Source organism: Effusibacillus lacus, from assembly GCF_002335525.1.
Lineage (GTDB): Bacteria > Bacillota > Bacilli > Tumebacillales > Effusibacillaceae > Effusibacillus > Effusibacillus lacus.
The window spans coordinates 22,512-31,430 of the sequence record NZ_BDUF01000101.1 but is presented as its reverse complement, the minus strand read 5'-3'; the positions used below and the strand labels follow the sequence as shown (position 1 = coordinate 31,430).

Annotated in this window: 7 protein-coding genes; all 7 read left to right on the top strand. The window is 49.4% G+C overall.

Going from position 1 to position 8,919, the window contains the following annotated elements:
* Nucleotides 1-441, top strand: a 441-nt coding sequence (locus tag EFBL_RS21495) for a flotillin-like FloA family protein (RefSeq protein WP_231705854.1), incomplete at its 5' end; no start/stop codon positions are given.
* Nucleotides 442-449: 8 nt separating this feature from the next.
* Nucleotides 450-1,202 carry a hypothetical protein gene (locus EFBL_RS17070; RefSeq protein ID WP_096183409.1) on the top strand — a complete coding sequence of 251 codons (753 nt, stop codon included), beginning with the start codon at nt 450-452 and terminating at the stop codon, nt 1,200-1,202.
* Nucleotides 1,203-1,956: 754 nt separating this feature from the next.
* A complete protein-coding gene (gene ltrA / locus EFBL_RS17060) occupies nt 1,957-3,249 on the top strand; it encodes a group II intron reverse transcriptase/maturase (RefSeq protein ID WP_096183405.1) in 1,293 nt (430 codons plus the stop codon).
* A gap of 1,090 nt (nt 3,250-4,339) precedes the next feature.
* The gene (gene yqfC / locus EFBL_RS17055) at nt 4,340-4,612 is read left to right on the top strand and encodes a sporulation protein YqfC (RefSeq protein WP_096183402.1); all 273 of its coding nucleotides are present in this window, start codon (nt 4,340-4,342) and stop codon (nt 4,610-4,612) included.
* A gap of 11 nt (nt 4,613-4,623) precedes the next feature.
* Nucleotides 4,624-5,796, top strand: coding sequence for a sporulation protein YqfD (gene yqfD / locus EFBL_RS17050; protein ID WP_096183400.1), 1,173 nt, complete (start codon nt 4,624-4,626; stop codon nt 5,794-5,796).
* A 16-nt stretch (nt 5,797-5,812) separates the two neighbouring features.
* Complete coding sequence (locus EFBL_RS17045; protein ID WP_096183398.1) at nt 5,813-6,799, top strand: PhoH family protein; 987 nt, start codon at nt 5,813-5,815, stop codon at nt 6,797-6,799.
* 13 nt (nt 6,800-6,812) lie between these two features.
* Nucleotides 6,813-8,909 carry an HD family phosphohydrolase gene (locus tag EFBL_RS17040; RefSeq protein WP_096183396.1) on the top strand — a complete coding sequence of 699 codons (2,097 nt, stop codon included), beginning with the start codon at nt 6,813-6,815 and terminating at the stop codon, nt 8,907-8,909.
* The last annotated feature ends 10 nt before the right edge of the window (nt 8,910-8,919 follow it).

The window sequence follows — 8,919 nt, the reverse complement described above, 5'->3', positions numbered from 1 at the left end:
GGTTCCAGCAACAACCATAAAGATGTGCTGGAAAACCCCGACTCCATTTCCAAAACCGTATTGGCAAAAGGATTGGATGCGGGTACCGCCTTTGAAATTCTCTCGATCGATATTGCCGACGTGGATGTGGGCAAGAACATCGGTGCCCAACTGCAAACCGACCAAGCCGAAGCAGACAAGCGGATCGCTCAGGCAAAAGCGGAAGAACGCCGGGCGATGGCGGTTGCCCGGGAACAGGAGATGCGGGCGTTTGTGGAGGAAATGCGGGCAAAAGTCGTCGAAGCGGAATCGGAAGTTCCCAAAGCGATGGCCGAAGCGCTGCGCCAAGGCAAATTGGGCGTAATGGATTACATGAACATGCAAAACATCATGGCGGACACGGACATGCGGGACGCCATTTCCAAAATGGGGGATGAACCCGGCAAGGATGCCAAGAAGTAGGTGACGCAATGGAATTTCTAATTTGGGTGATCATCGCGATCATCATTGGCGCAATCAAAAGAGCTTCCAAGGGTGAAGGCTATCCGAAGCTCCCAAGAGGATTCCCGAAGCTTCCCGATGGGTGGGACGACACCCCCCTGGGACCGGGCGGCCATCGCAGGCATGGGGAATGGCCGCCGAAAAAGGTTTCTACAGAACAACCGACCGTTCCCCGTCAGGGCCAGCCCATGACAATGGGACGACCGGGGGAACCAATGTCGACGGGACGACCCGGACAATCGATGACTGGATATCCGGTTCCCGGCCCCGGTCAACGCGATCCCAGTCATGACTCCCCTGGACCAACATACGAAGGAAGGGAGACGGAAGGACGGGGTGAGATGGAAGGACGCTCCGAATACGAAACTAAGGAACCGGTGGCTCCGACCCTGCTCGAGCCGCATGAGACGGTTCGCACAACCATTGTCGAACCGCACGAAACGGTGCGGGAGACCGTCCAGGTGTCTACCACAGTAAGACCCGACCCGGATTATCGGAATGAGAAAAGGGCGAAACCTTCAACAGATACGGAACGAGCTTTTTCCGGCCAGAGTGCTTATGACCGGATTGGTTCGCATCCCGTGGGCAGACCCGCCCGAAAGCCCCCCTTTTTTTCCATCCAAAAAGGAGACCTGGTCCGTGCTGTCATAATGGCGGAAATTCTGGGCCCGCCAAGGGGAAGAAAGCCGCGCAGCGACACCCATTTTAGTAAATTGCGGTGATTTTCAAGGTTATTTTGGAGACCAAAGTGGCGGTTCTCGAAATAGTGGTGATTTTCAACGTTATTTGGAGATTATCATTGGTGGGTAATAAAGAAACGCTAAATAGAGGTGAAAAAGAACGTTATTTTAAGATTCGTATTGAATTCGACAAGTATAGCGGTGAAAAACACCGTTATATAAACATACCCTCAGCGGGCTGTCTGATGACTTTTCGGACAGCCCGTTTTTTTATGCCGCGTGCCCAGAGGCACGCGTTATCTAGCCGGTGGAAGTCCGGTCAAGGGAAGTGCCAAGACACCCTTGTAGCTTGGATGCCTGCGTACGGAGAGATCCGTGCGCAGAAGCGCATCGACGAAAGTACCCGTCAGAGAATGGGGCGAGCAAGATACCAGGCCGTAACATCAAGTGAATCCTGCCGCGTCGTCAAAAGAGCCTTGCGAGAGGGAGAAGAGGGAGTCGAGCCTCGTGCATATGGGCGAAGACCATGGAAACTGTGAAGAACTTGGAGCAACAGTCAAGAACCCTCCGGCGTATGGGGATCGGCATGGTATCACAGATAACGCAGTGAACTGGGGAGACCCTCCCCTGTACGGGAACACCCGTAAAGAGACATTCTATAAGCCCAAAAGGTGAAGTGAATCGTCTGCAGGAAGGGAGTCCGAGGAGGCCGTAGTACCAATGAATGCAGGACAACACAACCTGCGGGAGGAAAGGGCCTCTGCTTTGTCCATGCTTCTTAAGGAGGTACGAGTGAGTGAATGCCACAGGGCTAACAACACCAATGGAAAAAGTTCAACAACTCCAAGAGAAGCTAGGTCATGCGGCCAAAGAATGCAAGAAGCGTAGGTTCCATGCCTTATATGACAAGGTGTATCGCAGGGATGTCCTCTGGGAAGCGTGGCGACGTGTTCGAGCCAACAAAGGCGCGGCAGGTATTGACGGGCAGACGCTCCAAGAGATCGAAGAGACGGGTATACTTGCCTTCCTTCAAGAATGTGAGCAAAGACTTCGTGAAAATAACTACCACCCACAACCTGTACGTCGTCACTACATTCCCAAGAAAGACGGGAAACAACGCCCATTGGGAATCCCAACGGTACGAGACCGAGTTATTCAAATGGCAACCAAACTGGTTATTGAACCCATCTTTGAAGCAGACTTTCAAGACTGCTCCTTTGGGTTCCGTCCCAAAAGAAGCGCCAAGCAAGCACTTGACCGAATCCGGAAAGCATGCAACCGCAAAGGGAATTGGGTGGTCGACGTCGACATCCAAGGCTACTTCGACAACATCAACCAAGAGAAGTTGATGAAGCTAGTGGAGATGCGAATTAGTGACAGACGAGTGCTGAAACTAATCAGAAAGTGGCTACAAGCAGGGGTCATGGAAGAAGGAACGGTCAGAAGAACCGACCTTGGCACACCGCAGGGAGGGGTCATTTCCCCGCTGCTTGCAAATATCTACCTGAATTATTTCGACACTCTATGGGAAAAGCACGGTAAGGAAATAGGAGAACTCACGCGATACGCAGATGACTTCGTAGTCATCTGCAAGACAAAGAAGGACGCGGAAAGAGCTCTCAAGCTTATTCATGCGATCATGCAGCGGCTGGAACTTACGGTTCACCCGGAGAAAACAAGGTTGGTAGGACTATGGGATGGTACACAAGGATTTGACTTCCTGGGGATGCATCACCGTAAAACCAGAGCGGAGACCTCTAAAGGACAGGGATACTTCACCACCCAGCAATGGTTGACTCGTAAAGCCGAGCAACACATACGGGACGTGGTGAAAGAGAGATTAGCACCGCCGTCTGCAAGGGGGTTGTCCATGAAACAACATGTTGAGTGGCTGAATCCTAAAATCCAAGGGTGGAAGAATTATTACTCCACACCCTATAGTTCTCAAAAGATGGCAAAGCTAGACTGGTACATCTCACAGAGACTCTGCAAGTGGTACGCCAAGAAGCGACAAAGAAAAAGGTGGAGAGGTTCATGGCAGGAAGTAAGGGTCATGAGCCACCTAAGTGGACTCAAAACGCTATTGTAAACTGAACGCCCATGAATGACGGACATCGGAAAGCCGTATGAGGGAAAACCTCACGTACGGTTTGATGAGGAGGGGCTGGAAGACCAGCCCTTTACTCTAGAACCCAATCTCAGAATCGTTTTCTAAGGCATTCAACTAACCTCTAAGGAACTTCTTCCCACAATGTATTTTTTAAATTTAGTCCAGTTTGAAGAGAGTCCGAACCTAGCGAGCACTCTATGATCCTGGGGATAATTGACTCTGGTATTGTTAGCGATGAGGGAATTTTTCTGTTAAAGTTTAGAAAGAACAACACTGAGAAAAGGGGACAGGCAATCAAACGCAAGCGACTCCGTGATACGGACTGTCTGTCGGAAATTTGCCGGCGGGAAAATGGAACAGGTAAACCTAAGCAGGCAGGGGAGCTGACACCAGAAAAGGGAAGAAAAAATAGGACTGCATATCAGGCTTGTTTTTGTCGATTCAAAGGTACTTCCAGTAATAGGCCTGTTTTTCAGTCCTATATATTATTTCTTACTTGTATACTTCGAAACTCACCCGAATAAGACTGAAAATCAGTTCTATTCTTTGAATGACAATCAAAAATCAAAAAATAAGGCTGACAATCAGTCTTATTTCCTCAGTGGATGCATTATGTAAACAAAAATCCGATCTGGAGAAGTCCCACTGATCTTTGTGAACCGTTTTTGAGAAATGAAGGAGATCCAAAATCCGTTTACCCGCTTCTAAAGTAAGGTAGCCAATCTCAAAGGGTTGTCCATAAAGAAACGTACCCGGCTCCAAGCAGCAAGAAAACCTGGGGTAACGGTTCACAAACCGAAATTCGGGCCGAGTCACCTTGCATGCTAAATTCACGGCACCCAGTGCCGCTGAGGCCAGGGGGCTGTCCAAAAGTCAGTCGGATGACAGTACAAACTGTCATCCGATTTATTTTAGTTGGTGAGCGAGGAGCAGTATCTTACAGGTCAATCCGCCGCGTATCGCGGCTTTTTTATGCCTTAAGCCCCCCGTACTACCCTTCCATGCAACGGCATATGGTTCTAAGAGGGGTTCCGTCTCAATTCAACCGATCAGGGAGGGTGGGCCTAACGTGCAGGCATTTAACCGCTTCAAGAATCTTGCCGCGAACCTGTTGGAACTTCCAAAAGACGCTATTTATGATGTGCCTCGCATCACCCTCATGGGAGGACTTCAGTTGGTAGTGGAAAATCACACCGGCATCCTTGAATTTCACAATTCCAGAATTCGTCTCGCACATTCAACCGGTGTTCTTGTGATTACTGGCAAGAACCTGATGATCAAAAACATTCAGCCGAAAGAGATCCTGGTGGAGGGCGAAATCAAAGGGATCCAGTTTGCATAGGGGGAACGGGAATGCTGAGTCGACTGCTGTATGATTACTATAAAGGGTTTGTGGTGGTGACGGTCAGCGGACAAAGACTGTCCTCGCTAATAAATCTCGCCAGCGAACGGGGAATCTGGATCCGGGATATCGTTTACAGAACAAACGGAACCATTCAAATGACCATCCTGCGAAGTGATGTGCCTCGCCTGCGGCCGTTGCTCCGGCAAACGAAAAGCAAAATCCACTTTGGAAAACGGACGGGCCTTCCTTTCCTGTGGCAGCGCGCGTGGCGAAGGAAGTCTTTCCTGGCGGGGGCTTTGGTCTTTCTCACAGTCCTGTATGTCCTTACTTCAATTGTGTGGACTGTGGAAGTGGAGGGAACCAAGAAACTGTCTCCGGAGACAATTCTTACGGCCGCCGAGAAGGTAGGTATTCACAAAGGGGCCTGGATAGGCAGATTGCCCGACATCGATCTTTTGCAAGCCGAAATGTTGGACAAAGTTCCCGAACTGTCCTGGGTTGGCGTAACCATTCAGGGGACAAAAATCAAAATTCAGGTGTTGGAAAAAATCCCTTCTCCACCCCCACTGTCTACCGCACCCCAGCATATAGTCGCAAGGAAAACAGGAGTTGTTGAAAAAATCCTGGTGCAAAAAGGGATCGCAAAAGTGCAAAAGGGACAGTTGGTGAATCCTGGAGAGATCTTGATATCCGGAGATTTGGGGGATCTGAAAACATACGTTCATGCAAAGGGAATTGTCGAAGCGAAGGTTTGGTACACCACTCAGTTGCAGATTCCTTTGCAGCAGTTCCGAAAACTCTACACCGGTCAATCCTTCAAGAAAGACTATCTGGTCTTTGGTTCGTTTCCGGTTCAGATTTGGGGTTACGGGCATAATCATTATGCCGAATACGAGGAGCATGCCACAGATCAGCAGTTTCAGATCGGTTCTTTTACGCTGCCTGTTAAAGTTCGCAAAGTGGAAGTGAAGGAAACCCTTTCCGAAAAAATTATGTTAACGGAAGAACAGGCTAAGGCGGAAGCATTAAAGATAGCTGGAGCAGATATCATGGCGAAAATAGGGGAAAACGGGCGAATCACCTCGCAAAAAATTTTACATCAGAGAATCGAGCATGGTAATCTATATACAAAAGTTTTAAGCGAAGTACTGGAAGACATAGGCAAACCGCAGCCGTTCTAGAGAAGGAGAGAAACGTTTGGATACAACCACCCGCAAAATTTCCCTGCAATCCAACCAAGAGGCGATCCAGATCTTTGGCCCGAACGATGCCAATTTGAAGCAAATTGAAGGTCACTTTTCGGCCAAACTGGTTGTCAGAGGCGGTGAGATTTTGATAACCGGTTCGCAGGATGAAGCGGATACCCTTGCGCAACTGTTCGATGTCCTGGCCCAATTGGTGAGAAAGGGAACTACGATAGGGGAACGGGAGATTGCTTACGCGATCCGGATGACCCAACAAGGTGCGGGCGAGGAACTGCTCGAGTTGTATACAGAAGATATCGCCATCAACGCCAAGGGAAAGCCGATTCGCGTCAAGACTCTCGGTCAGCGTTTTTATATCCAGGACATCCGGAAAAAAGACATCGTCTTCGGAGTGGGCCCTGCCGGTACAGGGAAAACCTACCTGGCGGTGGTGATGGCGGTCATGGCTTTGAAAAAAGGGCATGTAAGCAAAATCGTTCTTACCCGCCCAGCGGTGGAAGCGGGCGAGAATCTCGGTTTCCTGCCCGGGGACCTGCAAGAGAAGGTCGATCCCTATTTGCGCCCGCTCTACGACGCATTATATGACATGATGGGTGTGGAACCCGTGCAGAAAGCTATGGAACGGGGTATCATTGAAGTAGCGCCTCTGGCTTACATGCGGGGGCGCACCCTGGAAGATTCCTTTGTGATCCTGGATGAGGCCCAAAACACAACACCCGAACAAATGAAGATGTTCCTGACCCGTCTGGGGTTCGGTTCCAAGATGGTCATTACCGGGGATATTACCCAAATTGATCTGCCCAGAGGCAAACTGTCGGGGTTGAACGAGGCCATACGGGTATTGAAAGACATCAAGGAAATCTCCTTTGTATTCCTGACGGAACAGGATGTGGTTCGACATCACTTGGTGCAAAAGATTATCTCGGCTTACGCCAGAGAGGATGAACAAACTGCCGCTGCCCCCCAAAACAGGAAATAAGGAGTCGAGTTGAATGGGGTTAAAACTTGAGACAAACATCCGCCAGATTACGTTGGGACCGGAATTGGTTCGAAGCAACGGAATGCGCGCCGCAATTTACGCGGTGTTGTTTCTGGCGCTGTTCTTCTTGTTTTATGGAAATGTAACGCCCACTCGATACAATTATCAGGTTGGCGATATAGCGTTGGAAGATATCAAAGCCCCGTCTGACGCGATCAACACGAGCGAAACGGAGCAGCGAAAACAAGAAGCCCTCAGGCAGGTCAAGAAAGTCTTTTATCTCGATCCCACGGTGGAAGAGAAGGCATTGGCCGACATTACCCTGCTGTTTGATACGGTTGAGAAGTTGAAAGCAAACCAGTCCCTTGACCGGAAACAGAAGATGGAGGAATTGCAGAGAATCCCTGTTCCGGTTAAGGAAGAAGTTTTGGACAAGCTTTTGAATACTTCTCCGAACCAGTTGTCAAGGATCCGATATGAAACGAACCGTTTTGTCTCGCAGTTTCTGAGCAAAGAGTTCTCCGAGGAATCGATGTCTGCGGCGAGAACCGTTCTGGACAGCCAGCTGGTCAGTCTTGATCTTGAGATGGATGCGCGGTTGGTGGTACGTGATCTGGTACTGGTAACTCTTAGGCCTAACACGGTTTACGACGCCAAACAGACGGAAGAGTTGAAAGAGAAGAAACTGAGAGAAGTCCAGGAAGCCTGGATTTTCAAAGGGGATTTGATTGTTCGCAAGGGTGAGCAGATCACAGCCGAAAAAATGGGGCTGTTGCGGGATCTGAAACTGCTGGCTGAACAACCGAATTATCGGATTTACGTTGGTCTTGCCTCTTTGCTGTTATTCGCTTTGGCCATCATTGAAGTGTATTTGCATGTTACCCGATCCCGTTTGGCAAACAATAATAACCTGTTATTGCTGCTTTGTCTGGTCGTATTGGTAACCGCGTCCATCATGAAAATTGTATCTCTGGGCGTTCCCCTGAATATGCAGGCCATCGGGTATTTGGCACCTTTGGCAATGGGAACAATGTTATTGACAATTTTGTTTGACACATCCCTGGCAATTGCAGGAGCAATCGTTTTTGCCCTGTTTGCCGGATTGTTGTATGATTTCAAGTTTGAGTATATGTTTGTAGGCATTGTTTCTTCATTGGCAGGCATCTTTGCGGTTGCCAGAGTGAAACACCGACACGTGATCATGCGAGCCGCTTTTGTGATTGCCGGTGTGAATCTGTTAGCCATCGCAACGATGCATTCGCTTTTGGCAGCGGCCACCTTTACCTGGAACGGATTGCTTCAGGCACTTCTGTTTGGATTAATTAACGGATTATTGTGCGGAATCCTTACCATAGGGCTGCTTCCTTTCTTTGAAAGCCTGTTTGGAATTCTGACACCCATCAGTCTGTTGGAACTGTCGAACCCCAACCACCCTCTGCTGAAAAAGCTGCTGATGGAAGCTCCCGGAACCTATCATCACAGTTTGATCGTGGGCAATTTGGCGGAGACGGCTGCCGAAATTGTCGGGGGAGATCCTTTGTTGTGCCGTGTTGGCGGTTATTTCCATGATGTCGGGAAATCCAGGCGTCCCATTTTTTTTATTGAGAACCAAAACGGACGTGAGAACCCCCATGATAAGGTGGCACCCAGTTTGTCTCACCTGATCATTACCTCCCATGTTCGGGATGGGGTCGAAATGCAGGAACAGCACCGGCTTCCGAAACCGATTCGCGACATATGCGAGCAGCATCATGGCACCACCGTATTGTGGTATTTTTATAATAAGGCGTTGGAACTTGACAAGAACAGCAATCTCAATATTGATGATTTCCGTTATCCCGGTCCCAAGCCGAAAACCAAAGAAGCGGCGATCATAATGCTGTGCGATTCGGTAGAGGCGGCTGTCCGGTCCATGAGCCGACCTACGCCGAACCGGATTGAAGCCGTCATTCGCAAGATTATCAAAGACCGCTTAAATGACGGACAATTGGATGAATGTGATCTGACACTCAAAGATCTGGATAAGATTGCGGAAGCGCTGATGAAATCACTGAACGGTATTTATCATGCCCGGATCGAATATCCGGATCCGCCGGCAGTAGCCCAATAAGGTTGAGATT

What these genes read in the sequence shown, in the direction of transcription:
- EFBL_RS17040 (WP_096183396.1), top strand. Translation starts at nt 6,813, where the DNA reads ATGGGGTTAAAACTTGAGACAAACATCCGCCAGATTACGTTGGGACCG.
- EFBL_RS17070 (WP_096183409.1), top strand. Translation starts at nt 450, where the DNA reads ATGGAATTTCTAATTTGGGTGATCATCGCGATCATCATTGGCGCAATC.
- yqfD (WP_096183400.1), top strand. Translation starts at nt 4,624, where the DNA reads ATGCTGAGTCGACTGCTGTATGATTACTATAAAGGGTTTGTGGTGGTG.